The sequence below is a fragment of the Sporosarcina sp. resist genome (assembly GCF_014302295.1).
Taxonomy (GTDB): domain Bacteria; phylum Bacillota; class Bacilli; order Bacillales_A; family Planococcaceae; genus Sporosarcina; species Sporosarcina psychrophila.
This window is the reverse complement of the sequence record NZ_CP060287.1, coordinates 286,563-313,356: the sequence shown is the minus strand read 5'-3', so window position 1 is coordinate 313,356 and position 26,794 is coordinate 286,563. Positions and strand designations below refer to the sequence as shown.

Below are 26,794 nucleotides of genomic sequence, written 5' to 3'. Positions count from 1 at the left end.
CTCCCTTTCAATCCTGCACATTCAACTGTATGTCAGGCAAGTTCAATATGCATCGTTACTTCTTTATCTGATAGTATCCATTTCACATCTAGGGGTCCTTCAACCAAGACTGAGAAATTCTGTTCTCCTTCGTCCGTGGTTTCAGACGCATCGATATAAACGGTGAAATCTGATTTCTCCAATGTATCAATTACATCCTGTTCCGCCGTGACAGTTAGTACAACCAAACCGGCCGCCGGTTTCTGAAATGAACTCGTGAAACTTTCATCAAGTCCTTTTACAGTAACAGGCATGTCTTTAAATTCCTTCGTAACTACTTTTACATCCTCAACAGGCGGCTCCGGATTGATTACTTCCAAGTCTGAATCAATCACTGTTGCATCTATTTTCACTTTAACTTTATCTAAAGACATCTTTGTAACACCTTTAGGTTTTTTCAAATCAATCGCCATTGTTCCTTGTCCTTTTACTTCGGATACATCCACATCAACGCTGAATTCTTTAATTTGATCCAGTACTTTCCGTGGACCGAATAAACTAATCGTTTTATCCTGAGCAGAAATGGCATCGACAGTGACACCAGTAACAGGAACTCCACGCGATTTAAGTACGATTGGCACTTCTTTACTATATTCGGAAATCTCAACTTTGACAGTCACTTGTTCAGGAACAATCGTCACATTCAGCTTCGTTAAATCTTTATCTAAGACCCGAACCCGTGCTTGCTGCTCGAATGATTTGTTAATTTCCTTGTCTCCTGTTATTGAGGCTTTTACAAAACTGATCGATTCAATAACACTCTTCGCCCCCGTCACTTCGATAGTTGACGGATCGACATCTATCTTAACGACATTGAACTCTTCAGCAAGCAGACGTTCATTCAGTTCAGGATCAACACGGAATGTTTGTGTGATTTTCTCTTCGATTACGACTTCGATTGTCGCGGGATCGAAGATGACTTTCAGCTTCTCAGAAACATTCTCACTTTGAATCTCAACTGTATGCTTACCCATTGGCAAACTAGACAAATCGACTCGTAGCGTAAAGTCTTTTAATAATTTCGTTGTCTGGACAATATTCGCTGGGCCTTCAATGGTCATATTGACCGTTTCTGGAACTCCAGTCACGACAAGATTTTCATTGTCATAAAACACTTGTACAGGGAAATCCTGAATGATGTCCCTCGCATCTCCAACTGCTTTGCTACCCTTTTTTTCTTCTGCCTGCACAGTAAAAAAAAGAATAATTGCAAGGAATAAGGCTGTCAAGCGAAGAAACCATGGGCTATTCATAAACTTATCCATTTTTTCTCCACCTCCACTTCCAGATGGAAGAATCCTGCTTTTCAGTTGTTAAACCGAACCAGACTCTCCGCAACCGCGCTTCAAATTCCTCCATATCAAGATTCCGATCTATATCCCCATTTGCAGTAAGGCTTACTGCTCCAGTTTCTTCTGACACGATAATCGTGACAGCATCCGTTACTTCACTAATTCCAAGGGCTGCACGATGTCGTGTTCCAAGCTCCTTTGAGATGAACGGACTCTCCGACAGCGGCAGATAGCATCCTGCTGCCGCAATGCGATTACGCTGGACAATGACTGCACCATCATGGAGTGGCGTATTCGGGATGAAGATATTGATAAGAAGTTCTGACGTAATCAGCGAATCCATACCTGTACCGGTTTCAATATATTCACTTAGACCTGTTTCCTTTTCAATTGAAATAAGCGCTCCAATTCGCCGTTTCGCCATATAGCTAACAGATTTCACAAACGCTTCAATCAGACGATCACGTTCCTCTTCTTCCTGCATCATTGTACGAGCAAATAGCCGTCCTCTACCAATCTGTTCAAGCGCACGCCGTAGCTCGGGTTGGAAGATGATAATAATAGCCAGAAATCCAAACGGAAGAACCTGATCCATCATCCATTGAAGTGTATCAAGTCCAAAAAACTCAGTCAGAATACGAGCAATGAGAAGGACAAAAATCCCTTTTAAAAGTTGAACCGCTTTCGTTCCTTTTATAATCGTAATCAATTTATAAAAAACAAACCAGACGAGAAGCACATCTACAATATTAATAAATGCCGCTACTGGACTGAAATCAACTAATTCTTGCCATTTTGGCATGTGCTTCGCCTACCTTCATAAACAGTTTCTTATGCGTATAGTATAGCATAACAGCACTGCACTGTCCTTTCTTAGAAAAGAACAAAAGCGCAAGCAGCTGTTATAAATGAACACAGCCAAAGTATGCCACGTCCTGCGGCAATGTCTGCGTGAAGTCTCTATATTGCAGCCAATCCACTGTACGTGATTTTATAGTTTTCTAAGCAATGAAAAAGAGCGACCGGTTACCAACTCTAAACGGTCGCGGGTCGCCCTGTCTATTTTCCATCTTGCTTGTCATCTTTTGAAGATGGAAAGATGTCTTTAGCTGTTGTTTTTATTTTATACCAAAGCCAGTCAAACACTTTGTCAATTTCCTCGCTCTTACCAGTTACAATCGCTGTAGAAGCCATGTATTTAGAACCTCTAATAACTGTTACGTTGCCATCCACTTCTCCTTCGATACGGAGGGTGCCATTTTTAACGACTATATCACCTTTAACTGTTTCACCGGCGGGCACGAGTACCGTTTGTCCTTCGACAACAAGATTCGGCTGTTTCGTCACCGAAAACTGCTGGTCGTTTCCATAACTTGAAAATAGTGTTGCACTCATAAGGATTAAAAACATGGCTGCAGCTGCCAAAAGTGGATGGCTACGCAACCAGCGTTGAACACCCGCTTGGGATTTTTCTTTGGGAAGTCGTGCCATAACACCGTTGACAAAGCTGTCCGGTGCCTTTATTTTTGCAGCACTTCCTATAAAAGCAATAGACTCAGTTAATCCATTCATAATTTCCTTACATTCTTTGCAGCTATCTAGGTGTTCTTTCAATAGCCGCTCTTCGTCACGGCTAATATCACCGTCTAAATACGCGTGCATATAGTGAACGATTTGTTCCGGACACGTATTCATATTAATTCCCTCCTACATATTACCTATCTGTTTCCGAAGTGCTTCCCGCCCTCTATGGACACGGGTCTTTACGGTCCCTAGTGGTAATTCCAAAATGTCACCAATTTCTTGTAGCGGTAATTCCTCGATATATCTTAAAATAATGACGGAACGGTATTTATCAGGAAGTCTTCCGATTTCGTAGTGGATTCGTTCCTGTAATTCCATTCTTTCGACTTCATCTTCAGGTAGCTCGCCGGATGCGGCAATTTGTGAGTACATATTCAGACCATCTGTACCCGGGACATTTGCATCGAGATAATAATCAGGTTTCTTCTTTCGAATTCGGTCGATGCATAAATTCGTCGCAATCCGAAACAGCCACGTTGAAAACTTCCGTTTTTGATCGAATGTATGAATATTGATATAGGCACGGACAAATGCTTCCTGCGCAATATCCTCTGCTTCTTGTGCGTTGCCAAGCATCCTGTAACATACTTGGTATAGGCGATGCTGAAATAAAGTCACTACTTCTTCAAATGCATTTTGATCGCCTTTCAAGACTTCATTTATTCGTTTATTGATCAGTTCATCCAATGTATTTCACCCTCCGCTCTATGCGGCTGTCCCTTCTATACGTTTGAAGGTGTCGACAGGTTTCATTTTTTTTCATTAATTTTATTTTAACAGATATTGTTAGTTATTTCCTCACTATATTTATGATTAGAAAAGTAAGTGGCTTATGATTGAAGTGAAATGCAGGATTCGAAACGGTTGTCCCGTGGAATGCATGGCTCTTTCAGTGTTTATACTCGCTCCCCTCAAAAAAAAGCCCATCTAAGTTACCAGATGGGCTTTCAAGAACTGATTAAATTAGTTTTTCTCCAAACAGTGAGCCCATTAAACCTACCGCAACATCAGCTGTTTTATTCTTCTCATCCAAAATCGGATTTACTTCTACAAATTCAGCCGAAGTAATCATGCCTGAGTCTTCCAGCATTTCCATCGCTAAATGGCTTTCCCGATAACTAATTCCCCCCGGTACCGGCGTTCCGACTCCTGGTGTATACAGCGGATCAAGTCCATCTAAGTCAAGCGACAAGTGGACACCGTCGACATCACGTGAACGTAGATAGGCGAGAGCGTCTTCCATAACCGAAGTCATTCCGTAGCGATCGATTTCATGCATCGTGAACACCTTGACACCTTGCTCCTTGAGCAATTGACGTTCTTCCGGATCCACAGAACGTGCTCCGATGATGACAACATTCTTCGGTTTTACTTTTTGACCTTCACTATGTATATTAACGAGACTTTCGTGCCCTAGCCCAACACTTACGGCAAGAGGCATTCCATGAATATTACCGGAAGGCGATGTCTCTGCAGTATTAAAATCTGCATGCGCATCATACCAGATGACACCGAGATTTTTATATTTTTCCGACAAGCCAGCAAGTGTTCCAATAGCGATGCTGTGATCGCCTCCTAAAACAAGTGGGAATCTACCCGCATCCACAACTTCAGCAACTTTTCGCGCAAGCTCCGTAGTCGCTTGAATGACTTCATCTAAGTTCTTCAAATTCGTATCACTATGTTTTTTTCTTTCCACAGCACTTACCTGAACATCGCCCTCATCCGTAACCTGATGGCCAATCGATTCAATTCTCCCTACAGCACCTGCATATCGGATTGCACTTGGCCCCATATCCACCCCACGACGACTTTGTCCAAAATCGAGTGGTACACCGATTAATGAAATATTCAAATGTTGCATGTCAAATTACCTCCCCTTATCTATATCTCTAGTATAAGTCCATGAGAAGGTTTGGCTCAACTCAACAAGTATCTGAATATTTATTCGTTTACAATCTTTTCCCCATGAACTGTTCACATGCATCAGGAGAGTTTGGTTTGCTATAGTAATAGCCTTGACCCTCACGACAACCTAAATTCATTAGGATAACGGCTTGTTCTTCATACTCCACACCTTCCGCAATGACGTTTAAGCCCACAGTATCTGCTAAAGTTACAATAGCCTTAACGATTGCCTGGCTATCTTCATTCAGGTGTATATCGCGCACAAAGGACATATCGATTTTAATCGTATCAGCTGGTAGTTCTTTGATATAACTAAACGTACTATAACCTGTTCCAAAGTCATCGATAGACACCGTAATACCCAACGCCCTTATTTCACGAATTCTTCCCTGCATATCTTCCCGGTCGGCAAATGCACTTTCAGTTAATTCGATTTCAATCAAATCTGTTGTGACACCCGTCTCTTCAAGAATTGTTTTAATCGTATGCAAAATAGTTGGTTCTTCCAATTGCACGGCTGACATATTGATAGCCACCCGAAACGGTCCATATCCATTATCTTGCCACTTTTTTGCCTGCCCGCAAGCTTCACGCAGTACCCATTCCCCGAGAGGTATGATGATTTTCGTCTCTTCCGCCACGGGAATGAACTTATCGGGTGGTATTCTGCCAAGATCGGGATGATTCCACCGCACTAACGCTTCAACACCTATCAACTTCCCTGTCTTCAAGTTCACTTTAGGCTGATAATCAAGATGGAGATGACCCAAATGAACGCTTTTCCGTAATTCATTCTCCAGCAAGATCCGCTCCAATGTTTTGGCCGCTGTTCCGTGCTGATACATCTCACATCCTCCGCCGCCATGCGTTCTGGCGATAGAAAGAGCTTTTTCTGCTTTCATTGCAAGCTCTGAAGGTTTTTTAGCATGCTCCGGATACAAGGCAATCCCGAAACTTAAAGATGGTGTGTGCATTTGGTCCTTTACTTCAATAGGTTCCTCAATATATTGCTGAACTTCTTTTGTCAGTTGTTCAGCGTGTTGTGCATCACGTACATCTAAAAGAAGGAATGCAAATTCATCACCTGAAAGTCTGCCAATAACAGTTTTTTCTTTTAGAATTGTCCTTAACCTCTTCGCAATAACAGACAAAATATAATCACCTACCTCGTGTCCAAGCGAATCATTCACATAGCGAAGACGGTCGACATTCATATAGATACAGGCTCGTTTTGTTCTCTGTTTTTTCGCTACTTCTATTTCTTGATAAAACATTTTCCGAAATGAAGTTCGATTAGGTAAACTGGTCAATTGGTCATTATAAGCAAGGTCGCGTATCATCCGCTCAGACTCTTTACTCTTAGTGATGTCATAGCGGATGGATATATATTGATAGGGCTTTCCGTTATCATTTAAAAATGGAACTATCATCGTGTCGACCCAATAATAAGATCCATCCTTGGCTTTATTACAGATTTCACCACGCCATGTATTTCCCCTGCCGATTGTCGCCCATAGCTCTTTGAAAAACGAAGAAGGATGAAAGCTTGAATTGATAATCCGATGGTCTGCCCCCACAAGTTCCTCCACACTGTATTGCGCTATTTTTGTAAACAACTCATTCACATACACTATTTTCCCAGTCTGGTCTGTGACAGCAACAATAGCTGACTGATCAAGTGCATAGGCAATGTCCCTAAGCATTTTTTCCGGACTATGACTACCATCATGGCGAATTAAATCATCTACCATTTTATTATTTCCTTGCATAAAATCACTTCTTTCCTAAAAACCTTTTTCAACCTACGTGGGCCTGCAAAAATAATTATAACCCCATTTACTCTACTATAAATTCGTTCTTTCGGGCTATATATGATGAAATAAAGAACTTCAGTAAATTCGCTTCGGAGCTAAGGGATACCTGCCGACTTCAGCTATCTTTTTTATGGCGCCTTCACTCAGTTCATATCGGTATTTCATTTGTTCAATATAGAGAATTATATCTAGTTGAAAATAGAAAAAAACCCTTTCACTTTGGCGAAAGGGTTAATAAAGCTATTTGCAATTCACATGGTTTGGTAAAGCAAGAAAATGGCTGGGGTAGCTGGATTCGAACCAACGAGTAACGGAGTCAAAGTCCGTTGCCTTACCACTTGGCTATACCCCATTAGTATTTAAGTTTAATTCTTTTCGGTGCTTTGCATTAAAGTAAGATCTACTCTATTCAATGCTTTACATAACAACCTTAAAGTAAACTCTTTTTAACGCGAAACGTTAAAATCAAGGAATACTGTTTTCAACGCAAGCGTTGAAAAAGTAATGGTGGTGGGGGGCAGATTCGAACTGCCGAACCCGAAGGAGCGGATTTACAGTCCGCCGCGTTTAGCCACTTCGCTACCCCACCATGTTAAAATATGTATTATTAGATTCAAAACCTTAAGTAACAAGCAAACTTCTTTCAACATTTCACGCTGAAAAAGTTTTAATGACCCCTACGGGATTCGAACCCGTGATACCGCCGTGAAAGGGCGGTGTCTTAACCGCTTGACCAAGGGGCCTCATTCTTAAAGTTGCTCTGGAGCTTCCAACCGGATTCGAACCGGTGACCTCTTCCTTACCATGGAAGCACTCTACCTACTGAGCTATGGAAGCATATGGCTCCGCAGGTAGGACTCGAACCTACGACCGATCGGTTAACAGCCGATTGCTCTACCACTGAGCTACTGCGGAATAATAAGTATTCATTTAAATTTGTTCATGTCGTTCAGGACAAACTCCATTATAACAAACATTAAATATTTTTCAAGACCTTTTTTAAAGTTTGTTTTGTTCCCGACAGCAACTTATATATATTATCACGTCTTTTGCATATTTGTCAACACACTTTCATAAACTTACGGTAGATTGTGCAAAAAGGGGACAACATATGCGAAACAAGTACATGATCACTGCCATTATTTGCTGCGCGCTCTTCCTGCTCCTTCCCGCTTTACCTAAACAACTATCTCTTGTATCCGTGTTCCGCGTAACGGAGGAACCTGCTGTTATTGTACGCGGCGCTAGTGGTTCCGCACTGACCGTAAATATTTCATTCGGGGATATAGAAGTGGAACAATGGATCCAAGAACTCAGTAAACCTTATCCACTTCTACTCGTTGATATGAAATGGGCTGGTCGTTTTCCAGAAACCGTGCAACTCATCAAAGAAAAAAATATTTCTATAGGGTTACTCGGCGATAAGGGTGTAACCTATGAACAAAACACAATTTTGTTCACAGAACAACTTGAGCAGTTCGAAAAAACTTTCGGGGTAAAACCTCTTTGGTTTCGTACCATTGATGAAGTTTTTCCAGCGAACTTGCATAGTATGCTCTGGGATGCGGAAGTTAATGCACTGGGTTCATCTGTTGTTTGGAATGGTGGCGACCTCCCTTCTGTCACTAAAGGAGAAATTATTTCTGTCCCCCATCACCGGGAAAACCGTGTTAATTTGGCTGAGTTAAAAAAGTTAGATAAAGATCGAACTTTTATATCCGTCGAAGCCATGTTATTCGGAACGAAGGTGAATGTCAAAAAAATACCCGAATAACCCAACCGCCTCACCTACTCTTATAAAAAAACAGCACAATCCGCCATTATCAACTGGCTGGTGTGCTGTTTTTTTATTTTGCTTTAGCAGACTTCGTAACTTTGCCTCGTGCTTTTCTGCGTGCTTCCAGCTTCACCTTATCTTCATCAGACTGCTTGTTGAACTTCGGTAGTACTAAGATTTGATACGCATTCACTGCAAGAAGCGGGAAGAGCAGGATTGTGACCCATGAATCGATATTACCTGAACGTACCATCAACGCAGGTAACCATTCAAGTGTTGTAATAACGATCATGAAGAATAGTGCTGAAATGAGCGTGTGTTTCTTCGTCCATTTCGCCTTGAAATAAGCGGTTACCGCGGAAACACCTACTAGTGTTGCAAGTAATCCTAGGTACAGAACTGTACGACCTGTCTCATCTGACGTCAATTGGAATCTGAAGAAGATAAGGTCAAATAGGACAATCGCAATGATTAATAGCTGAACCCAATTCCACAATGTGAGTGTTTTAAAGATATTCACACCGAATTGATGGACCGTTAAATAAGCAAAAAAGCCCATTTGCGCAACGACGCTCATCGTAAACCCAAGGAAGATCATCCAAAGAAATGCACCTATGAATTGACCGTATTCACCATTGGATAAATATTGAGAGAAGAACTCCCAGCGGACAATTAATCCTACAACCGCCGTCATGAAGCCTCCGATTAGTAATGCTGTAAAAAAGAATTTGACCCAATTTCGTATTGTCACGATAGTGATCCTCCGTTTTGTTTTTCCTTCCAATAGTGTAACAACGTTTTGATGAAAAATCTATTTCATTAAACGATTCATGCATATTCTACGTCGTATTGTGAACAATAAATGAAAATGCATCTGGAAGGGAATTTGATTTCCATGAAAAAAAGAATTGGTCTATTCCTGTTTTCGGCCCTTTTATTGACTGGATGTAGCATGCAGCAGGCTGCTCCGACATACGACGAAACAAAAAAAATGATGACCGATGCACTCCAGACGGAGGAGGGGAAAAAAGCGGTTCGGCAAATGTTCGCAGATCCGGAATTTAAGGAACTACTTATTCTAGAACAACCTGAAGTAAAGAAATCCGTCGAAGACACTCTCCTTTCTAAAAAAGGGGAAGATTTTTGGAAAAAAACGTTCGAAGATCCAAAGTTCACTGAAACCATTGCAAAAAGCATGAAGGAACAGCAGCAAGATATCATGAAACAACTGATGGATGATTCATCATTCCAAAAACAGTTGGAAGAGTTTTTCACCCAGCCCGATATGTTAAAGCAGTTAGAAACCGTTACCCAGTCGGCAAATATGAAGAAACATCTTGAAAAAGTTGTTGAAGAAACCATTAACAGCCCTTTACTGCAAACGAAATGGCAAGAACTGATTTTAAAAGCCGGTGAACCGAAACCAGAGGAGAGCGGTGGAGGTAGTGGTGGAGGTGCTGGCGGAAGTAGCGGAGAAGACAAGCAGGAAAAAAGTAATGGCGGAGGAGGCAAATAGCCTTCTCCACCTTTTTACATCCATTATTGTTTCGTAGTTTTTTTAATAATATTTTCCGCAATGTCCATGTAAATTTTCCCGATAGGATGATCTTCTGCATAGACGGAAGGTGCAAAATCTTCTTCATCCCAGTCCGGTTGGCCAAGAGGAATTTGCCCAAGTAACTCTGTACGAAGTTCCTCAGCTAATTTTACGCCGCCGCCTTGACCGAATACGAATTCACGTTCACCTGACGTTTTCGATTCGAACCAAGACATATTTTCAATTACACCAAGCAATTCATGGTCGGTCTGAAGCGCCATTGCTCCTGCACGCGCAGCAACAAATGCAGCTGTCGGATGCGGAGTCGTTACAACGATTTCTTTAGACGTTGGAATCATCTGGTGGATATCAAGCGCAACATCCCCTGTACCTGGCGGCAAATCGAGGAATAGGTAGTCAAGATCTCCCCACTCAACGTCGCGGAAGAACTGGTCGAGTGCTTTCCCAAGCATTGGACCGCGCCATACAACTGGTGCGTTATCCTCAACGAAGAAGCCCATAGAAATAACTTTTACGCCTAGACGTTCAACTGGGATAATCCGGTCACCCCGAACAACCGGCAAATCAGTTACACCCATCATATCTGGTACACTAAAGCCATAAATATCAGCATCAATTAAACCGACCTTTTTCCCTAGACGCGCAAGCGCTACAGCAAGGTTAACCGACACAGTCGATTTCCCTACGCCACCTTTACCAGACGCTATTGAAATAAATTCAACGTCATTCAGCGGTGACAATAAATCTTGTGCTTCCGATTCCGTCACTTTTCCACGGAACTGTTCCAGCACTTCTGCCGGTAATTCTTCGAAACGGATACCAACAGAATCAGCACCTGCTCCTTTCAATGCATCGACCACTTGTGTTTGAAGACCCATCTGTTCAGCAGTATTAATTTTAGCGATAGCTATCTTCACGCTAACATGCTTCTTCTCTGGCTTGATTGTTACGCCTGTAATTCCACTCGTCTCCGCAAGCGTTTTATGTAAAAACGGATCTTTCAGTTGCCCCAACAATTCACGTACTGTTTCTTCATTCATCAATGTAGACACCCCTTGGAGGTTTATTCATTCACCTCCAAGTATACCATAATAAGCTACCCGCAAATCCCATTAAGGCTCTCACTTTTCATCTGCAGTATGAAATTCAACGATACCTTCCATGATCGCATCAGCTACCTTGCCTTGATAAGCAGGGTCAATTAGGAGGGCCCTTTCTTCATTGTTTGACAGAAAACCTGTTTCAACGAGAACTGCTGGAGTCGGTACTTTTTTCAGCAAATAGACACCCTTAATTGCCATTGCTACTCGTTCCGTATTTTTTAAATTAGTCTGGAATGATTCTTGAATAGCTTTTGCCAGAAATTCACCATTAGGATCTCCCCCCGGATGATAAAAAACTTGAGACCCGCGCCATCTTTCCTCTGGTATTGCGTTAACGTGAACGCTGATGAACATATCAGGTTTTTCACTGATTGCAATGCTTTCCCTCAATTTCAAATCAGCCATTTTGCGTTCGCGAGTTGTTCCGAATTTCTCAGCCGGGGCATGTTCGGCCAACGCGTCGCCATCTTGTGTCCGCGTCATGATAACTGTCGCCCCTTTCTTTTCAAGCCGCTTCTTCAATTCATGAGAGATACTCAGTGTAATATCCCGTTCTACGACATCTCCGGATGAAGCGCCCCCGTCCATACCTCCATGTCCCGGGTCGATAAGTATCTTCACCCCACCAAGCTCTGCGGGCATGAAAAAATTCCGATCTGACGAAGCCTTAACGCCATACATGACAATTCCAAGAGAACACACAAATAATAAACAGATCACAAACCACCGTTTCATATGGACACCGCCTTTTTCCTTCACTATACGCAGATTCAGCGGCAGATATGTCCTACTTTGAGTAGAGATTGGGGGTAGAATTAGTTTTTACTGAACGAAGCAATGCTTTGCCAAAACCAAAAGAGACTACAGCAATAGTTCACAACACTTTCATAAATTTCCACAACGCTTCCCTTAAACTAAACAACAAGCCAACTGTACCCCTATATTCCTAAAACCAAAAAAGGAACCCCGCAAGGTTCCTTTCCAAAAGTACTTATTCAGTAGCGCCTTCCCATTCCAGCATGCCGCCTAGCATGTTTGTAACATCATAGCCTTCATCCGCTAGGAACTCTTGCGCACGCCCACTACGGCCGCTTGAACGGCAAATCAGTATATATGGCTTAGAGCTATCAAGTTCACTCATACGCACCGGTACGTCGCCTAGAGGGATGTGAATTGCACCAGGGATCATCCCTGCCGCTACTTCATCTGCCTCGCGCACGTCGACCAAGTTAAGCTGCTCACCTTTTTCTAGCCGTTCTTGTAATTCGGTAGTTGTGATTTCTTTCATAGCAAATCCTCCTCACATTTTATCCTTTCTACTTTACCATAGAAGCGGTGATATTCACGAAAAACAGCTGCCTTCAACGACAAGTTCCAGCTGAAGCTCAATTAGGTTCTACCTAAAAGCTTTGGTATACTACATATATTGAAATGAAGAATCCCATTGAATCCGCTTCGCCGCTCGGGGATGCCTCCCGCCCTAAGCCAAGCAGCTTCGCCGCCAGTCTTAGGGCTTCGGCTACCCCTTGTAAGGCGCCCCCGCTCAGTTTATATAGGTATTCATTTGTCCAACATATATAGTTAGAAATGATTTGAGAACTAGTATAAATTGAAATTATGACTCCTTTCAAATCCACTACGGTGCTTTAAAGAGGCTTGCACTCTATTTATACCCTGTCTTTAATACCTCGGTGGAATCTAGATTATCATGCAACACGAAGGAGGACGAATCGAGCATGAAAGAAGATATTTCATACACGACCGAAGAAATTGCTCAGATTTTGAAAGTGTCCAAATTGACGGTCTACGATTTGATCAAAAAAGAACAATTGCCCTCGTACCGGGTTGGACGCCAAATACGAGTAGACGCCCATGACTTGGCTGATTATAAAGAACAAACTAAAAGTAGAAGAAACGTAAATAGAGTGGACGCGCACTTTAACGGAAACCCTCCCGATGAAAGTAAGTCATTTACCACACCAACTAGACAAATCATAATTAGCGGGCAGGATTTGAGCTTAGACATATTGGCTAATTACATTGAGAAGAATTCGACTGGGTATCGTCCACTTCGCTCGTATACAGGCAGTTTGAATAGTTTAGTTTCCATGTACCAAGGGGAGGCAGATGTCGTAAGTACTCACCTGTTTGACGGAGACACAGGGGAATATAATATTCCGTACATCCGCAAAATCCTCGTCGGACAACCTTACCTCATCATCAATTTCCTATCACGCTGGGAAGGCTTTTACGTGAGAAAGGGAAACCCTAAAAACATTCAATCTTGGACCGATTTAACGAAACCAGGAATCACAATGGTCAACCGGGAAAAAGGATCTGGTGTACGGGTATTAATTGACGAGAAGTTTCGGATAGAAGGTATTTCTCCTCAACATGTACTTGGCTATGAAGTAGAAGTATTGAACCACATAGGAGTTGCCAGCAAAGTTGCAAGCGAAAAAGCCGATGTAGGGATAGGCACTGAGAAAACTGCCCACCTCGTTGACGTTGACTTTATTCCCCTCATCCAAGAACAGTATGATCTCGTCATATTGAAAACTCCACAAAATGAAGGGCTTATTAATTTGATAACACATATTTTACATTCAGATTCATTTCAGAAAGAGATCCAATCAATTGGCGGTTACGATTTATCCAAAACAGGGAAAATCATCTATGAAACATTTTAACGAAGTCTAAAAAAGTTCCACCCTTCAACGATTTGACTCAGTTGAAGGGTGGAACTTTTTTCAATTTGAAACAGCTATCCTTTTATGCAAATTATCGACAGTCTTTATTACCGACCCCTTTTCAAGATACAGGATTGTATCTCCAAGCTTCTCCGCCTCATTCATGTCATGCGTAACGATAATGAACGGAATTCGCCAAATCTCATGGAGTCTTAACAGTTCGTCCTGGCACTCAATCCGCGTTTCATGATCTAACGCAGACAAGGGCTCGTCAAGTAATAAAATGGATGGTTCTGTTGCTAAGGCACGCGCAAGTGCAACTCTTTGCTTCTCTCCGCCAGAAATTTGGTGGGGATATTTTTGTAACAAATGCTCTATCCCTAACACGCTTACTAAGTGTTCAATCCGAAACGGGGGCTCACCCTCTTTTTTCTTTTTCATTCCATAGGCAATATTTTTTTCCACAATCATATGAGGGAAAAGTGCATAATCCTGAAAGAGATAGCCGATGTTTCTGTTTTTAGTCGGTAGCGGTTTGCCTCCTTCACTGAAGTACGTTTTTCCATTTAACTTGATATATCCTGCGTCGGGTTTGTCCAACCCTGCTATATTATTTAAAATTGATGTTTTCCCGGATCCAGAGGGTCCAAATAAAACAAGAATTTCATCTTCTACCTTCAATTCAATATCCAACAAAAAGTGAGGTAGCTTTTTTTTGATGTGTACTTCGAGCATACAATCATCCTCTTATCCATTGTCATTTTTATAGCGACGCATGTTCCGCCTGCTCCACCAATTTAACCACATGATTGTACTAAATCCTAAAGCAACGATAATAACTACCCAAAAGGTAGCCTTCTCCATTTGCCCCGATTCTACCGCAAAGTAGATGGCCATCGGAATCGTATCTGTTTTTCCAGGAATATAGCCCGCCAACATCAACGTAGCCCCGAATTCCCCGAGTCCCCTTGCAAAAGAGAGGACTAAACCAGCAAGAAGACCCGGCCAAGCAAGACGAAACGAAATGGTCCAAAAAACACGCCACTCCGAAGCTCCCATTGTTCTAGCCACATTCTCCAACTTTGAATCCAAGTTTTCGAAAGCCGCACTTGCACTTTGATACATCAAAGGAAATGAGACGACAATTGAAGCTATAACCGCGCCAAGCCACGAGAAAATGATTTGAATACCGAACACGGAATATAGCCAACTTCCGATAAACCCATTCTTCCCAAAAAGTATCAGTAATCCAAACCCAACGACAGTCGGAGGTAAAACGAGTGGCAAAAGGAATAACGTTTCGATAAACCCTTTTCCAAAGAACGTTTTGCGTGCCAGTATTCGTGCGAAGAAGACTCCTCCTATAAAAACGAAAAGAGTGGAGATGCCCGCTACTTTTAACGATAAAAGTAATGGCGTATAATCCGTCTCATTCACATGCATCCCTCTTTCTACTTACTTGAATCCGTATTTCTTCAAGATTTCTTTGCCTTGCTCGCCTGCGAGAAACGCTAAAAATGCTTTCGCTTCTTCAGGGTGCTTCGAGTCGGCAATGACGGCCCCCGGATAAACAATTTGATCATGCCATTCAGGTTTAGCCGTAGCCACTACTTTTACCTTATCTGAAATCAATGCATCACTGGCATACACAACGCCAATATCCGCATTGCCCATTTCAACATGTGTCAGAACTTGGCGTACATCCGAACTCAAAACCAACTTACTTTGTAACGGCTCCCAAAGCTTCAATGTTTCAAGTACCTCTTTCGAATAACGGCCAACAGGCACGCTTTCTGGCTCGCCGATAGCAAAATGATCAATAGTTGCTGGATCTATATCTTCAAATGAGGATAAATTGAACGGTTTTTCTTTATTCGTAATTAACACCAGCTCGTTTGTAGCAAAATCTATTCGTGTATCTTCAAGTAGCAGATTTCCCTCCTGCAGCTTATCCATATCTATTTTACTTGCCGATAGGAACACATCTGAGGGTGCACCTTGCTCAATTTGTTGCGCTAATTTACCTGAGCCCCCGGGATTGAACGACAAGGTAATGGTCGAATGTTCACTTTCAAAACTAGTTTTCAGTTCATTCAATGCATCTGTTAAACTGGCCGCGGCCGAAATTATTAATTCAACTTCATCATCTGAATCACTGACAATTGGTTGTTGACCATTAGAACACCCTACCGAAATCAATAGCAAGCATAGTAAAACAAGGAAATAACTCATCTTTTTCATCATCATAAGCCTCCCTTTTCTCATGTCTATTATAACTGGATATAACTAGTTATATCCAGTTATGCTCCAATAGCTCTAATTATGAATTGCCATATACTGTAGGTCAAGTGATTTTCTTAATTAACTAACTACCTTCTCAGGATACAACCATAAAAAAGCCCTCTTCCACGAATGGAAAAGGGCTTTTTTTAATTGAAAGATTAACGTTTTGAGAACTGTGGTGCACGACGTGCGCCTTTAAGACCTGGTTTTTTACGTTCTTTCATTCTTGCATCACGTGTAAGAAGTCCTGCTGATTTAAGCGCTGGACGGAAGTCAGGGTCTACTTGAAGTAGAGCACGTGCAACTCCGTGACGGATTGCTCCTGCTTGTCCAGTGTATCCACCACCATCAACGTTTACAAGGATATCGTAGCTTCCAAGAGTTTCCGTAATTACAAGTGGTTGTTTGATGATTTCGCGAAGTGTTGCAAATGGTACGTAGTCTTCTACGTCGCGTTTGTTGATGATAATTGTGCCATCTCCAGGAACTAGACGTACACGAGCTGTTGAGCTTTTACGACGGCCTGTGCCGAGATATTGTACTTGTGCCAAGTTGTTTCCTCCTCTTTAATTAACCGCGAAGTACGAATACTTCTGGTTGTTGTGCTGCGTGCGGGTGATCTGGTCCAGCGTATACATTAAGTTTTCTATATGTTTGACGGCCTAAAGGACCTTTTGGAAGCATTCCTTTAATTGCAAGTTCAAGCATTTTTGTCGGGAAGTTTGTACGCATTTCAAGAGCCGTACGTTGTTTCATGCTACCCGTGTAACCTGAGTGACGGTAGTAAATTTTGTCTTTCAATTTGTTACCTGTAAGATGAATCTTTTCTGCATTGATGATGATGACGTGGTCACCTGTATCAACGTGTGGTGTGAACGTAGGTTTATGTTTGCCGCGCAAAAGTGATGCAACTTCAGAAGCAAGACGACCAAGCGTCTGTCCTTCAGCGTCGACAACGAGCCATTTACGCTCTACTTCGTGACCTTTAGCCATGAATGTTGTACGCATAATTTTATCCTCCTAAATGAATCTCTATTAGTTCCCGTTTTCTCTATCCCTAAACACAAGTTTACCTTCCGGGGCTTATTTGTGGGGTTATTGAAATACCATTACTCATCTTATACTGAATTCCACATTAAGTCAAGCGATTCCTCTAAATACGCTAGGAAAAGTTGCCTTAGTCTTTGTAGCTCACTTCATCTAGATACAAACCGTGTGCTGGCGCGGTTTTAACGTTCGCTTTACGGCTGCAAGATTCAAGTATTTGCTTGACGTCTGCCGGCGTTTTCCAGCCGTTCCCTACGACAAGAAGCATACCTGCAATGCTTCTTACCATATTATATAAAAAGCCATTTCCTTCAATTGTCATGATGAGATAATCGCCTTTTTTTTCGAGTGTCAGCATTCTCACCGTTCTGACTTTATTGGAAGTCGCGGTTTTTGCTGAACAGAAACTTGTGAAATCATGCGTCCCAATTAAATAGGCAGCAGCTTCCTTCATCAACTCAATATCAGGATGTGATCTACCGAGATGAACGGAAAAATCACGCTCAAACGGACTATGCACTTCGCTATAGGACCACTTATAAACGTACGTCTTGCCAGTAGCAGAATAACGCGCATGGAAATCTTCGCTGACGTATTCAACTTCAACCAGTCGGATATCTGTAGGTAAAAGGACGTTTAACGCCAGCTTCCATCGATCTATCGGCAAGTTCAGCGGTGTATCAAAGTGAATCACTTGGCCATTTGCGTGTACACCCGAATCCGTCCGGCCGCTTGCGACCGAAAAAATTTCCTTGTCTTTATGCATTTTCACTAATGCTTTATCAATTTCCAATTGCACCGTTCGCATTCCCGGCTGTATCTGGTATCCAGAAAATCGAGTACCATCATACGAAACAATTGCTTTAACACGTTGCATTTGTATCCACCTCCTATGCCCTAAGCAGAAAGAGGACGACAACTAGAACAGCAAGCAATACCATTATCGTGGTATCACGCCAGTGCCACTTCAGCTGCCTGTACCTCGTCCTCCCCTCGCCTCCACGATAGCCACGAACCTCCATGGCGACTGCAAGGTCTTCAGCGCGTTTGAACGCACTCACAAAGAGAGGTACGAGCAAAGGAATGACTGCACGAATTCGCTGCTTAATAGAACCCGTACTAATGTCCGAACCTCTCGCCAATTGCGCTTTCAATATCTTATCCGTCTCATCCATCAATGTGGGGATGAAGCGCAGGGAAATTGACATCATCAGCGCAAGCTCATGAACAGGCAATTTAATTCGCTTAAATGGTCCCAGCAAGTCTTCCATACCATCCGTGATTGAAATCGGCGATGTCGTCAACGTCAAGATAGACGTCAGCAAAACCAATACAAGAAAACGAATGGAAATAAAAATACCTTGCCTCAACCCTTCTTCATATATCTTGATGAACTTCCAATCGACGAGAAGTGCTCCTTCTTTCGTAAAAAAGATATGCATGAGTAGCGTGAAAATAATCAAGAAAAGAATTGGTTTCAATCCGTTAAATAGGAAATACAACCGAATCCTTGAACTTAAAATTACGAGTAACGTAAATCCTAATAACACGGCGTACGTAACAGTATTATTTGCAAGGAAGACTCCAATGATGAAAAGAAAAACAAATGACAGCTTCGAACGAGGGTCGAGCTTGTGGACAAATGAATTGCCTGGAATATAGCGTCCGAAAATCATCTTTTCCAACATTAACGGCCACCTTCTTCCGTAGCGGCAAATGCAATTGCCTTGGCAAGCTGAGCTTCCGTTAATGCCAGTCCCTGGAGAGGACGACCAATTAACTTCTCAATGTCACGCTGGAACTTTACTGAGCGCGGTAGACCTAATCTAAAGGAGGTCAGCTTCTCTTCGTCAGCGAACACTTCCTGAGGCGTCCCAGACATGACTGAACTTCCGTTATGCATAACGATAATATTGTCCGCATAACGTGCAGCATCTTCCATACTATGCGTCACAAGAATTGTCGTTAGTTTTTCTTCCACATGGAGACGTTTGAAAAGTTCCATAATTTCAAGCCGCCCCCGCGGATCAAGTCCCGCAGTCGGCTCGTCCAATACGAGCACAGAAGGTTTAAACGCGAGTACACCCGCAATCGCAACCCGGCGCATCTGCCCTCCCGAAAGATCGAAAGGAGACTGCTGGGCAACCTCTGGAGGAAGTCCTAGCAATTCTATCAGTTGATGCGCTCGTCTCCTTGCCTCTTCTTCAGGTACACCAAAGTTCATAGGACCGAACATAATATCTTTTTCAACAGTCTCTTCAAAAAGCTGATGCTCTGGAAACTGGAATACAATACCCACATGCCTCCGGACATCTTTCAGTCCTTTCGCTTTCGTACCGGCAGTAATTGTCGTATCTCCAATTTTCACAATCCCTTCTGAAGGCTTTAACAAACCATTCAGATGCATAAGAAGTGTCGATTTTCCTGATCCGGTATGTCCAATTATTGCAGAATAAGAGCCAGAATGTATTGTCGCATCTACACTCTGCAATGCCCTTTTCTCAAAAGGAGTATCTTTTCCATACAAATATCCTACTTGCTGAAGTGAGATGTCCATAATTCATTCACCAACTCTTCTTCCGTCATATGCTCACCGACAAGATCCAGCCCATTTTCACGTAACAAACTGGATACTCTTAAAGCGAATGGTAAGTCCAAACCAATTTCCTCAAGTTCATTTCCCCGAGCAAATATCTGCTCCGGCGTACCAACAGTCAGAACTTTCCCCTTGTTCATGACAATAATACGATCTGCCAACAGCGCCTCTTCCAAATCATGTGTAATGGAAATGACCGTGAGGCCCGTCTTACGCTTTAATTCTTCTACTAAATGAATTACTTCATTACGTCCTTGTGGATCAAGCATCGACGTCGCTTCATCCATAATAAGAAGCTTTGGATGTAACGCGAGCGCCCCAGCTATTGCAACTCGTTGCTTTTGTCCGCCTGAGAGATGGTGAGGCTCCTGGTCGAGGAAATCACTCATGTTTACTTGCGCAAGTGCCTCATGAACCCGAGTCACCATTTCTTCGAAGGGAACTCCATTGTTCTCTAGCGCAAATGCAACATCATCTTGAACTGTCGAACCAACAAACTGGTTATCTGGATTTTGAAAAACAAAACCCATCCGTGAACGAATTTCCCATATATTGTTCTCAGTCAGTTTTTCAATAAATACGTTAACGTCCCCTTCTTCTGGGAACAAAAGTCCAATCATCAATTTCGCAAGTGTCGATTTACCGGAACCATTATGGCCAACAATAGCAATCCATTCATCTTCTTGTACCGTAAACGACACGCCGTCGACTGCTTTCTTTGCTACCTCGTCCTCAGAGTCATAGGAATAAGACACATTATCCATCGACAGAATTTCCTTCATCGCCTACCACCTCCGGCTACATTCACATTATGTATACTACGAAGGATCCCCTGCCAATTGACAAGGAATCCTTTTTTAAAAATGCGCTAGGCACCGTCACAAATGAACGCAGCTTAAGAACACCATTTCCAGGGGTAATAGCTGCATGACCTACATCTTGTAGGTCCGCGGCAGGCATTAGAGGGACCGGCGAAGCGGCGTTCTTTGCCAAGGAAGGCGTAAAAGAAAAGCAAGTTTAATCCTTCCTAGCTTACCCTCTTATGACCCGTGCGTCTGGTGCCTAGACATCATATTAGTCAAAAACTTATATATTGAAAAATCTGGACATTATTTTTGGATAAAAAAAAGCGCGCACCTCATCCGAAGAAATGCGCTCATATCTATGACTGGTACCAGGTGCTCAATCCGGTACCGCGGATGAGGTGCGTAGAGCTAGACCAGACGGTATAAACCGACGATCGTAACACTCAGCTTTTAAAGTTGTCGTATAAATTTTTAAAAAAAGGGTGCGGCTCTGGGTACGCCAGACACACCCCTTGAAGATTTAATCAATTGCCATTGTATATATTAAACGAGTTCGATTACAACGACAGGTGCTCCGTCGCCGCGACGAGGTCCCATTTTCATGATACGTGTATATCCACCTTGACGCTCAGCGTAACGTGGTGCAACATTATCAAAAAGTTTTTGGATTGCGTAGATTTCTTTCTCGTTGCCTTCACCGTCTGCCACTGTAACCAGTTCGCGACGGATAAATTGTGCAACTTGACGACGTGCATGCAAGTCTCCACGTTTACCAAGCGTAATCATTTTCTCAACAACTGAACGCAATTCTTTCGCACGAGCTTCTGTCGTTTGAATACGTTCGTGTACGATTAGATCTGTCGCTAGGTCGCGAAGCATTGCTTTACGTTGTGAACTTGTACGTCCAAGTTTTCTGTATCCCATAGAAGTTTCCCTCCTTCAATCTATAAATTCGCTCAATCTTCGGTGCGTAACACTAGGTTAAGCTCGTCCAATTTCGCTTTCACTTCTTCAAGTGATTTACGGCCAAGATTTCGTACTTTCATCATTTCGTCCTCTGACTTGCTAGCAAGTTCAAGAACTGTATTGATGCCTGCACGTTTTAGGCAATTGTAAGATCTAACTGAAAGGTCAAGTTCCTCAATAGTCATCTCGAGTACTTTCTCTTTCTGATCTTCCTCTTTTTCTACCATGATTTCTGCAGTTTGTGCTTCATCTGTCATGCCGACAAATATATTTAGATGCTCAGTTAGGATTTTTGCCCCAAGTGAAACAGCTTCTTTAGGACCGATGCTACCATCTGTCCAAACATCAAGTGTCAACTTATCAAAGTTCGCCATTTGGCCAACCCGAGTATTCTCCACTTGGAAGTTAACTCGTGAAACCGGAGTGTAAATAGAGTCGATTGGAATAACGCCAATTGCGAGATCCTCACGTTTGTTTTGATCAGAAGGTGCGTAACCACGTCCACGTACAGCATACATACGCATGCGCAAGTGACCGTTTTTACCAAGTGTCGCGATAGGAAGTTCAGGATTCAACACTTCTACGTCACTATCATGTGTAATGTCCGCAGCTGTGATAACACCTTCGCCTTTCACGTCTATCTCAATCACTTTCTCTTCATCTGAATAGATTTTGAGAGCCAGTTTTTTCACGTTCAAAATAATTGATGCGACGTCTTCGACGACACCTTCAATTGTTGAGAATTCATGAAGCACACCATCAATCTGGATAGATGTAACAGCAGCTCCTGGCAGTGAAGATAGAAGGATGCGACGTAGGGAGTTTCCTAACGTATTTCCGTATCCGCGTTCAAGTGGTTCGATGATAAACTTACCGAACTTGATGTCTTCGGCGATCATAATTGTTTCAATCTTCGGTTTCTCAATCTCGATCATTCATTTACCCTCCTTCAAAACATCAATGTATAGGCCGTTCCATATTGAAATCGATTTTCATAGACGGCAAATTGCAATCGCACAATCATTGTTGACATAAATTGTGTTTCTCAATCATATGGAGAAGAAGCCATTATACACGACGGCGTTTTGGCGGGCGGCATCCGTTATGTGGAACCGGGGTAACGTCTCTGATTGCAGTAACTTCAAGACCTGCAGCCTGTAATGAACGAATTGCTGCTTCACGTCCACCACCTGGACCTTTAACAGTAACTTCCAAAGTTTTCAGACCGTGCTCCATAGATGATTTAGCAGCCGCTTCAGCAGCCATCTGTGCAGCGAAAGGTGTTGATTTACGAGAACCCTTAAAGCCTAATGCACCTGCACTTGACCAAGATATTGCGTTCCCTTGCATGTCAGTGATTGTAACAATTGTATTATTGAACGTCGAACGGATATGTGCAATACCGGATTCAATATTCTTTTTCACACGACGTTTACGAGTTTGTTGTTTACGTGCCATGTTAAGAAGATACCTCCTTTACCTATTATTTTTTCTTGTTCGCTACTGTCCGTTTAGGACCTTTACGAGTACGTGCGTTATTTTTCGTGTTTTGTCCACGAACAGGAAGTCCGCGACGATGACGGATACCACGGAAGCTACCGATTTCCATCAAACGTTTGATGTTAAGGGAAGTTTCACGTCGAAGGTCACCTTCAACTTTAAGCGTGTCCATTTGTTCACGGATTTTATCAAGCTCTGCGTCAGTAAGATCGCGAACTCGTGCGTCCTCAGATACTCCAGCTGCCGCCAATACTTTTTGAGCAGTTGTTTTTCCGATTCCGAAAATGTAAGTTAATGAAATGACTACGCGCTTATCGCGCGGAACGTCTACACCAGCAATACGTGCCATATATATTGTGCACCTCCTTCAGAATTAGCCTTGTCTTTGTTTATGTTTTGGATTTTCACAGATTACCATTACTCGGCCGCGTCTGCGAATAATTTTACATTTTTCGCACATCGGTTTTACAGATGGTCTAACTTTCATCTTACCCAACCTCCTTCAGTATTCCGGAGTTACAAAAGTTTATTTAAAACGGTATGTGATACGACCACGTGTTAAATCATAAGGCGAGAGTTCCATTGTCACTTTATCGCCAGGTAGAATACGGATAAAGTGCATACGGATTTTGCCAGATACATGCGCAAGAATCGTATGGCCGTTTTCCAGCTCTACTTTAAACATTGCGTTTGGCAGTGTTTCGAGTACGGTTCCTTCAACTTCAATTACATCATCTTTCGCCATCAACCCAGTCTCCCTTCTATATCCAATAAAGGTTCTCACCATCGAGCGGCATCAGTCGCCTTTAAAGCTTCCTTCAACATATGTCCGGATTGCATGAGTGATGTTCGAAAGAGGTCTGCCACATTCCGTTTCCCTTAAGTCCGTCCTCGACTTCTTGTTATGGAAAATCGCGTCGAAATGGACACGACTGTCCAGAATGCCGTGGATGAGTTCCCAGTTACGTTATACAGTTCTTTCCACGAAATCCATTATACCTACCAAAGCAAGAAAATGCATTTACTATGTTTCAGAACCATAACCCTGCTAAAAACCATCTAGTTGTTATACCGGGCATCATATGCTTTTGCAGCTCGTTGAAACGTCCTTCTATGCTTCTATGCTATACTGCCCAAAAAATGCGTATAATATCTAAGTTCGAAAAGGATTATTGTCCGCTTCCTTGCAGAATAACGTCCAGATCCTTGAAAACGTCTTTGATGTCTTTTTGTCCATCGATATTTACCAACACCTCTTTGGAATCGTAAAACGCCAAGAGTGGTGCGGTTTGTTTCATATTTACTTCCAGACGGTTCGTGACAGTTTCCGGATTGTCATCGGCTCGCTGATAAAGTTCTCCGCCATCCTTATCACATTTACCTTCAACCTGTGGAGGATTAAAAAGCAAATGATAGGATGTACCGCAAACTTTACAGATGCGGCGGCCTGTCAGCCTCGCGATAAGTTCTTCTTTCTCGACTTGGATATTGAGAACATGCTCAATTCTCCGACCCATGTCAGCCAAAAGCTGATCAAGTGCTTCAGCTTGTGGAACTGTACGTGGGAAACCATCGAGTAGGAATCCATTATCGCAATCGGATTTGCTTAGTCTTTCACGAACAATTCCGATTGTCACTTCATCAGGGACAAGTGCTCCCTGATCCATGAACGATTTTGCTTTGACTCCAAGTTCCGTGCCTTCTTGGATAGCAGCACGGAACATATCGCCTGTAGAAATATGAGGGGTTCCGTACTTTTCGACAATTCTGTCTGCCTGTGTACCTTTACCGGCTCCTGGCAGACCCATTAATACGATATTCATACGTATTGCACTCCCATTCATATTCACATCACATAGAGATGAACCTTTGTGATTATTACTTCATGAATCCTTTGTAATGCCTTTTCACAAGTTGTGATTCAAGTTGTTTCATCGTTTCAAGTGCAACCCCGACGACGATGATTAAACTTGTTCCTCCAATTTGCGCAGACTGTGGAAGGTTTGCGATATTGATGAAGAATATCGGCATGATTGCCACTGTAGCGAGGAATATTGCCCCCACAAATGTCAATCGATACAAAGTGCTCGTTAGGTAATTTTGTGTATTTTGTCCTGGACGAATGCCCGGGATATAAGCGCCTTGCTTTTTCAAATTATCCGCAATATTCTCCGGATTCACCTGGATGAATGCGTAGAAGTATGTGAATGCAATGATCAGTATCAGGTAAAATACCATTCCAACCGGTTTCGTATAATCGAAAACGTTTGTAATTGTAGTTGTTACACTGTTAGTGCCAAAGAAGGTCGCTATTGATTGTGGTGTAATAAAAAATGCAGAAGCAAAGATTACCGGGATAACCCCTGCCGCATTAAGTTTCAAGGGCAAGTGTGTCTGTTGGCCTGCAGTCGTTTGACCTCGTCCAGTGACACGTTTCGCATATTGGATCGGAATTTTCCGTAGTGCTTCTTGGAAGTAAATAATTCCGACAGTAATCGCAATGACCAAGACGAGTAGAAGAGCCATAACTGCCAGTTTAATGAACAGTGCGTCGCCCGCATCTTGAATCTGAGTTGCGTAAAGTTGGTTGACTGCATTTGGGATTGCTGCGACGATACCAGCGAAGATTATGATGGAAATACCATTCCCAACACCTTTTGCTGTAATCTGTTCACCAAGCCATAAAAGAAATGCAGTTCCTGCCGTCAATACGATCGCGATAACCACGTATGTCGAAACACCTTCGTCTTTTATCAGCGTACCACCATACATTTGGTTGAAACCAAATGACATAGCAATTGCTTGAATAAAGGCTAGGATTATTGTGAAATACCTCGTGAACTGCGCAAGTTTCCGTCTTCCAACGTCTCCTTGTTTCGCCCATTCAGTAAATTTAGGTACGACATCCATCTGCAATAATTGCACGATGATAGATGCAGTGATGTAAGGCATAATTCCCATTGCAAGGATCGAGAAGTTCGCAAGGGCACCCCCACCAAACACGTTCAGTAGGCCAATAAGATTATTATCAGTTTGCTGTAGTGCAGTTGCATCAACGTTTGGGACTGGAATAAATGTTCCTAGTCTAAAAACAATGAGTACCAGTAGTGTGTAAAAGATTTTAGACCGTATATCTTTTACTCGCATAAAGTTGGCGATTGTCTGAAACATTAAACCACCTCGGTCTGTCCGCCCGCCTTCTCGATTGCCTCTTTAGCAGAAGCAGAGAATTTGTGAGCTTTGACAGTGATCTTTTTCTCAAGAATTCCGTTACCCAGAATCTTAATACCTGATTTAGCATTGCTCACGATGCCTGATTCAATTAGTAGCTCAGGCGTAACTTCAGTACCTTCGTCGAAACGATTAAGTGTGTCTAGGTTTACGATTGCATAATCCTTACGGTTGATGTTCGTAAAACCACGTTTAGGAAGTCTTTGGAAAAGTGGAATTTGACCACCCTCGAATCCAAGACGTACGCCACCACCCGAACGGGAGTTTTGTCCACCGTGACCTCTACCAGAAGTTTTACCAAAACCTGAACCGATTCCGCGACCAATACGCTTACGCTTAGTACGTGAACCTGCAGCAGGCTTCATAGTGTGTAATTTCATCTCATTGGCACCTCCTTATTCAAAAAATCGTAATTATAGTTCTTTAACTGTTACTAGGTGGTCTACTTTGTTGATCATGCCACGAATTGCAACATTATCTTGATGTTCGACCATTTGGTGTAATTTACGTAGTCCAAGCGCCTCCACAGTTTTACGCTGTGCTGGCTTCGAGCCGATTACACTTTTTGTAAGGGTGACTTCAAGTTTGTTCGCCATTGCA

Annotated in this window: 32 protein-coding genes and 5 tRNA genes; 3 read left to right on the top strand and 34 right to left on the bottom strand. The window is 42.6% G+C overall.

Features of this window, described 5'->3' with window-relative positions:
- Window positions 1-32 precede the first annotated feature (32 nt).
- The 11 genes from H7992_RS01550 to H7992_RS01500 all read right to left on the bottom strand — a co-directional run bounded on the left by H7992_RS01550 (window position 33) and on the right by H7992_RS01500 (window position 7,552).
- Window positions 33-1,304: a CdaR family protein gene (locus H7992_RS01550; protein ID WP_187046465.1), complete on the bottom strand. Its 1,272-nt coding sequence runs from the start codon at window positions 1,302-1,304 to the stop codon at window positions 33-35.
- Entirely contained in the window at window positions 1,297-2,133 is an 837-nt protein-coding gene (cdaA, locus tag H7992_RS01545; RefSeq protein ID WP_067204877.1) for a diadenylate cyclase CdaA, read from the bottom strand. The genes H7992_RS01550 and cdaA overlap by 8 nt, the downstream gene beginning before the upstream one ends.
- 257 nt (window positions 2,134-2,390) lie before the next feature.
- Window positions 2,391-3,026 carry an anti-sigma factor family protein gene (locus H7992_RS01540; RefSeq protein WP_187046464.1) on the bottom strand — a complete coding sequence of 212 codons (636 nt, stop codon included), beginning with the start codon at window positions 3,024-3,026 and terminating at the stop codon, window positions 2,391-2,393.
- Window positions 3,027-3,038: 12 nt separating this feature from the next.
- Window positions 3,039-3,602 carry an RNA polymerase sigma factor SigW gene (gene sigW, locus H7992_RS01535; protein WP_067204872.1) on the bottom strand — a complete coding sequence of 188 codons (564 nt, stop codon included), beginning with the start codon at window positions 3,600-3,602 and terminating at the stop codon, window positions 3,039-3,041.
- A 271-nt stretch (window positions 3,603-3,873) separates the two neighbouring features.
- Window positions 3,874-4,779: an arginase gene (rocF, locus tag H7992_RS01530; protein WP_067204869.1), complete on the bottom strand. Its 906-nt coding sequence runs from the start codon at window positions 4,777-4,779 to the stop codon at window positions 3,874-3,876.
- Between the two features lie 88 nt (window positions 4,780-4,867).
- Complete coding sequence (locus H7992_RS01525) at window positions 4,868-6,592, bottom strand: GGDEF domain-containing phosphodiesterase (protein WP_187046463.1); 1,725 nt, start codon at window positions 6,590-6,592, stop codon at window positions 4,868-4,870.
- 322 nt (window positions 6,593-6,914) lie between these two features.
- Window positions 6,915-6,989, bottom strand: a tRNA-Gln gene (locus H7992_RS01520).
- 153 nt (window positions 6,990-7,142) lie between these two features.
- Window positions 7,143-7,226, bottom strand: a tRNA-Tyr gene (locus H7992_RS01515).
- Between the two features lie 82 nt (window positions 7,227-7,308).
- Window positions 7,309-7,380, bottom strand: a tRNA-Glu gene (locus tag H7992_RS01510).
- A gap of 18 nt (window positions 7,381-7,398) precedes the next feature.
- Window positions 7,399-7,474 (bottom strand) — tRNA-Thr (locus H7992_RS01505).
- A gap of 3 nt (window positions 7,475-7,477) precedes the next feature.
- Window positions 7,478-7,552, bottom strand: a tRNA-Asn gene (locus H7992_RS01500).
- A 196-nt stretch (window positions 7,553-7,748) separates the two neighbouring features.
- Between H7992_RS01500 and H7992_RS01495 the strand changes: the two genes are divergently transcribed.
- The gene (locus H7992_RS01495; RefSeq protein WP_187046462.1) at window positions 7,749-8,411 is read left to right on the top strand and encodes a polysaccharide deacetylase family protein; all 663 of its coding nucleotides are present in this window, start codon (window positions 7,749-7,751) and stop codon (window positions 8,409-8,411) included.
- Between the two features lie 73 nt (window positions 8,412-8,484).
- Here the strand turns inward: H7992_RS01495 and H7992_RS01490 are convergent, their stop codons facing one another.
- Window positions 8,485-9,165, bottom strand: a complete 681-nt coding sequence (locus tag H7992_RS01490) for a KinB-signaling pathway activation protein (protein WP_067204859.1) — start codon at window positions 9,163-9,165, stop codon at window positions 8,485-8,487.
- A 144-nt stretch (window positions 9,166-9,309) separates the two neighbouring features.
- On the opposite strand from H7992_RS01490, the gene gerD reads away from it, so the two are divergent.
- Window positions 9,310-9,930, top strand: a complete 621-nt coding sequence (gerD, locus tag H7992_RS01485) for a spore germination lipoprotein GerD (RefSeq protein WP_187046461.1) — start codon at window positions 9,310-9,312, stop codon at window positions 9,928-9,930.
- Between the two features lie 23 nt (window positions 9,931-9,953).
- Here gerD and H7992_RS01480 read toward each other — a convergent pair whose 3' ends face one another.
- From H7992_RS01480 to H7992_RS01470, 3 genes are all read right to left on the bottom strand, one after another.
- Window positions 9,954-11,012 (bottom strand): Mrp/NBP35 family ATP-binding protein, encoded by a 1,059-nt coding sequence (locus tag H7992_RS01480; protein WP_370569990.1) that lies wholly within the window; start codon window positions 11,010-11,012, stop codon window positions 9,954-9,956.
- Between the two features lie 81 nt (window positions 11,013-11,093).
- Window positions 11,094-11,810 carry an N-acetylmuramoyl-L-alanine amidase gene (locus H7992_RS01475; protein ID WP_067204853.1) on the bottom strand — a complete coding sequence of 239 codons (717 nt, stop codon included), beginning with the start codon at window positions 11,808-11,810 and terminating at the stop codon, window positions 11,094-11,096.
- Window positions 11,811-12,066: 256 nt separating this feature from the next.
- Complete coding sequence (locus H7992_RS01470; RefSeq protein WP_067204850.1) at window positions 12,067-12,363, bottom strand: rhodanese-like domain-containing protein; 297 nt, start codon at window positions 12,361-12,363, stop codon at window positions 12,067-12,069.
- A 448-nt stretch (window positions 12,364-12,811) separates the two neighbouring features.
- Here H7992_RS01470 and H7992_RS01465 point away from each other — a divergent pair, with 448 nt between their 5' ends.
- Window positions 12,812-13,765, top strand: a complete 954-nt coding sequence (locus tag H7992_RS01465; protein ID WP_187046459.1) for a substrate-binding domain-containing protein — start codon at window positions 12,812-12,814, stop codon at window positions 13,763-13,765.
- A gap of 60 nt (window positions 13,766-13,825) precedes the next feature.
- Here H7992_RS01465 and H7992_RS01460 read toward each other — a convergent pair whose 3' ends face one another.
- From H7992_RS01460 to rpmD, 19 genes are all read right to left on the bottom strand, one after another.
- Window positions 13,826-14,500 carry an ATP-binding cassette domain-containing protein gene (locus H7992_RS01460; RefSeq protein WP_067204845.1) on the bottom strand — a complete coding sequence of 225 codons (675 nt, stop codon included), beginning with the start codon at window positions 14,498-14,500 and terminating at the stop codon, window positions 13,826-13,828.
- Between the two features lie 12 nt (window positions 14,501-14,512).
- Window positions 14,513-15,202: a molybdate ABC transporter permease subunit gene (modB, locus tag H7992_RS01455; protein WP_067204842.1), complete on the bottom strand. Its 690-nt coding sequence runs from the start codon at window positions 15,200-15,202 to the stop codon at window positions 14,513-14,515.
- A gap of 18 nt (window positions 15,203-15,220) precedes the next feature.
- Window positions 15,221-16,009, bottom strand: a complete 789-nt coding sequence (gene modA / locus H7992_RS01450; RefSeq protein WP_187046457.1) for a molybdate ABC transporter substrate-binding protein — start codon at window positions 16,007-16,009, stop codon at window positions 15,221-15,223.
- Between the two features lie 197 nt (window positions 16,010-16,206).
- Window positions 16,207-16,599: a 30S ribosomal protein S9 gene (gene rpsI / locus H7992_RS01445; RefSeq protein WP_067204837.1), complete on the bottom strand. Its 393-nt coding sequence runs from the start codon at window positions 16,597-16,599 to the stop codon at window positions 16,207-16,209.
- Between the two features lie 19 nt (window positions 16,600-16,618).
- The gene (gene rplM, locus H7992_RS01440; protein ID WP_067204834.1) at window positions 16,619-17,056 is read right to left on the bottom strand and encodes a 50S ribosomal protein L13; all 438 of its coding nucleotides are present in this window, start codon (window positions 17,054-17,056) and stop codon (window positions 16,619-16,621) included.
- A 169-nt stretch (window positions 17,057-17,225) separates the two neighbouring features.
- On the bottom strand, window positions 17,226-17,972 hold the full coding sequence (gene truA, locus H7992_RS01435; RefSeq protein ID WP_187046456.1) for a tRNA pseudouridine(38-40) synthase TruA: 747 nt from the start codon (window positions 17,970-17,972) through the stop codon (window positions 17,226-17,228).
- A gap of 13 nt (window positions 17,973-17,985) precedes the next feature.
- Window positions 17,986-18,783, bottom strand: coding sequence for an energy-coupling factor transporter transmembrane component T family protein (locus H7992_RS01430; RefSeq protein WP_067204827.1), 798 nt, complete (start codon window positions 18,781-18,783; stop codon window positions 17,986-17,988).
- The gene (locus tag H7992_RS01425) at window positions 18,783-19,652 is read right to left on the bottom strand and encodes an energy-coupling factor ABC transporter ATP-binding protein (RefSeq protein ID WP_187046455.1); all 870 of its coding nucleotides are present in this window, start codon (window positions 19,650-19,652) and stop codon (window positions 18,783-18,785) included. The genes H7992_RS01430 and H7992_RS01425 overlap by 1 nt, the downstream gene beginning before the upstream one ends.
- Window positions 19,628-20,473: an energy-coupling factor ABC transporter ATP-binding protein gene (locus H7992_RS01420; protein ID WP_067204821.1), complete on the bottom strand. Its 846-nt coding sequence runs from the start codon at window positions 20,471-20,473 to the stop codon at window positions 19,628-19,630. Before H7992_RS01420 ends, H7992_RS01425 begins: the two co-directional genes overlap by 25 nt.
- A gap of 567 nt (window positions 20,474-21,040) precedes the next feature.
- Window positions 21,041-21,421 (bottom strand): 50S ribosomal protein L17, encoded by a 381-nt coding sequence (rplQ, locus tag H7992_RS01415; protein WP_067204818.1) that lies wholly within the window; start codon window positions 21,419-21,421, stop codon window positions 21,041-21,043.
- 32 nt (window positions 21,422-21,453) lie between these two features.
- Window positions 21,454-22,398, bottom strand: a complete 945-nt coding sequence (locus tag H7992_RS01410; protein WP_067204816.1) for a DNA-directed RNA polymerase subunit alpha — start codon at window positions 22,396-22,398, stop codon at window positions 21,454-21,456.
- Between the two features lie 133 nt (window positions 22,399-22,531).
- Window positions 22,532-22,921, bottom strand: coding sequence for a 30S ribosomal protein S11 (rpsK, locus tag H7992_RS01405; RefSeq protein ID WP_067204813.1), 390 nt, complete (start codon window positions 22,919-22,921; stop codon window positions 22,532-22,534).
- Between the two features lie 25 nt (window positions 22,922-22,946).
- Window positions 22,947-23,312 (bottom strand): 30S ribosomal protein S13, encoded by a 366-nt coding sequence (rpsM, locus tag H7992_RS01400; RefSeq protein ID WP_067204810.1) that lies wholly within the window; start codon window positions 23,310-23,312, stop codon window positions 22,947-22,949.
- 24 nt (window positions 23,313-23,336) lie between these two features.
- Window positions 23,337-23,450 carry a 50S ribosomal protein L36 gene (gene rpmJ, locus H7992_RS01395; protein ID WP_067204807.1) on the bottom strand — a complete coding sequence of 38 codons (114 nt, stop codon included), beginning with the start codon at window positions 23,448-23,450 and terminating at the stop codon, window positions 23,337-23,339.
- Between the two features lie 39 nt (window positions 23,451-23,489).
- Complete coding sequence (gene infA, locus H7992_RS01390; RefSeq protein WP_067204804.1) at window positions 23,490-23,708, bottom strand: translation initiation factor IF-1; 219 nt, start codon at window positions 23,706-23,708, stop codon at window positions 23,490-23,492.
- 424 nt (window positions 23,709-24,132) lie between these two features.
- The gene (locus H7992_RS01385; protein WP_067204801.1) at window positions 24,133-24,786 is read right to left on the bottom strand and encodes an adenylate kinase; all 654 of its coding nucleotides are present in this window, start codon (window positions 24,784-24,786) and stop codon (window positions 24,133-24,135) included.
- Window positions 24,787-24,841: 55 nt separating this feature from the next.
- Window positions 24,842-26,134 (bottom strand): preprotein translocase subunit SecY, encoded by a 1,293-nt coding sequence (gene secY, locus H7992_RS01380; RefSeq protein ID WP_067204799.1) that lies wholly within the window; start codon window positions 26,132-26,134, stop codon window positions 24,842-24,844.
- Window positions 26,134-26,574 (bottom strand): 50S ribosomal protein L15, encoded by a 441-nt coding sequence (rplO, locus tag H7992_RS01375; protein ID WP_067204796.1) that lies wholly within the window; start codon window positions 26,572-26,574, stop codon window positions 26,134-26,136. Before rplO ends, secY begins: the two co-directional genes overlap by 1 nt.
- A 33-nt stretch (window positions 26,575-26,607) precedes the next feature.
- Complete coding sequence (gene rpmD, locus H7992_RS01370; RefSeq protein ID WP_067204794.1) at window positions 26,608-26,790, bottom strand: 50S ribosomal protein L30; 183 nt, start codon at window positions 26,788-26,790, stop codon at window positions 26,608-26,610.
- Window positions 26,791-26,794: the final 4 nt, after the last annotated feature.